The sequence below is a fragment of the Sphingobium terrigena genome (assembly GCF_003591655.1).
Lineage (GTDB): Bacteria > Pseudomonadota > Alphaproteobacteria > Sphingomonadales > Sphingomonadaceae > Sphingobium > Sphingobium terrigena.
The window spans coordinates 1-1,140 of sequence record NZ_QVRA01000090.1 but is presented as its reverse complement, the minus strand read 5'-3'; the positions used below and the strand labels follow the sequence as shown (position 1 = coordinate 1,140).

At 63.4% G+C, this 1,140-nt stretch carries 2 protein-coding genes; both read right to left on the bottom strand.

The genetic code is table 11. The features are described from left to right. Positions 1 to 108: 108 nt before the first annotated feature. Positions 109 to 399 (bottom strand): hypothetical protein, encoded by a 291-nt coding sequence (locus D0Z70_RS24490; RefSeq protein ID WP_239019135.1) that lies wholly within the window; start codon positions 397 to 399, stop codon positions 109 to 111. Next, a partial coding sequence (locus D0Z70_RS24485; protein ID WP_119750808.1) for an ATP synthase beta subunit C-terminal domain-containing protein occupies positions 396 to 1,140 on the bottom strand: 745 nt, incomplete at its 5' end. The genes D0Z70_RS24485 and D0Z70_RS24490, both read right to left, overlap by 4 nt.

The window sequence follows — 1,140 nt, the reverse complement described above, 5'->3', positions numbered from 1 at the left end:
GTTCTGGATCTGATGGCATGGTGTGGCGGTCTTCGTGCTGACCACGGACAGAAGCATGATCCTGGCGACGAGATAATCATTCGGAGGGACTTGACGAACAAAGGCCCATTACAGAAGCACTACCGTCTCGAGTTCGTCGAGATCATCGCCGACATGCGCCTCGCGCGTCGCGATCGAGACGTCATTGCCGCCACTCACCGTCAGAATGCCGTTGCGCACCGCGCAGTAGCCGGCGCGCCCGTCCATGTCGCGCCAGGAGACGACCGAGATATCGAGCGCGGTCAGGAAATCGGCGTGACCGTTCAGGATCCCAAAGCTGCCCGTCGCATCCTCGGCGCGGATTGCGGCGACCTCCCGGTCGACCATGATCGCGGTGGGATCAGTGATGCGCAGCCTCATGGCTTGGGCCCCACCTTGCCGCGCGCCTCTTCCAGGTCTCCGACCATATAGAAGGCACTTTCGTGCCAGTCGTCGGTCTCGCCACCGAGGATAGCGCGCACGCCATCGAGTGTGGCGTGGAGCGGCACCGATCGTCCGGGCTGGCCTGTAAAAGCCTGTGTTACGACAAAAGGCTGCGTCAGGAAGCGCTGGAGTCGGCGGGCACGGCCAACGATCAGCCGATCCTCCTGTCCCAGCTCCTCCATGCCGAGCAGCGCGATGATGTCCTGCAGCTCGCGATAATGAGCGATCGTCTCGCGGACCTTTTGGGCCAGCGCATAATGGTCCTCGCCCACGACCAGCGGATCGAGCAGGATCGAGGTGGAGGCAAGCGGATCGATCGCCGGGTACATGCCCTCCGCGGCCATCGTGCGTGACAGGAGCACATTGCTGTCGAGATGCGCCGAGATCGCCGTCACGGCCGGATCGGTGAAATCATCCGCAGGCACATAGACCGCTTCGATCGCGGTCACCGATGCGCCCGCGACCGAGGCGATCCGCTCCTGGAGCGCCGCGACTTCGCTCGCGAGCGTCGGCTGATAGCCGACCCGCGACGGCATCCGCCCTAAGAGCCCCGAAACTTCGCTGCCCGCCTGGACGAAGCGGAAGACATTATCCATCAACAGCAGCACATTGCGTTTCTGCTCGTCGCGAAAATATTCGGCGATGGTAAGCGCGGTCAGACCGACCCGCCAGCGCGCG

Excerpts from the sequence above, each read along its gene's own strand:
- D0Z70_RS24490 (WP_239019135.1), bottom strand. The coding sequence starts at position 399 with ATGAGGCTGCGCATCACTGATCCCACCGCGATCATGGTCGACCGGGAG.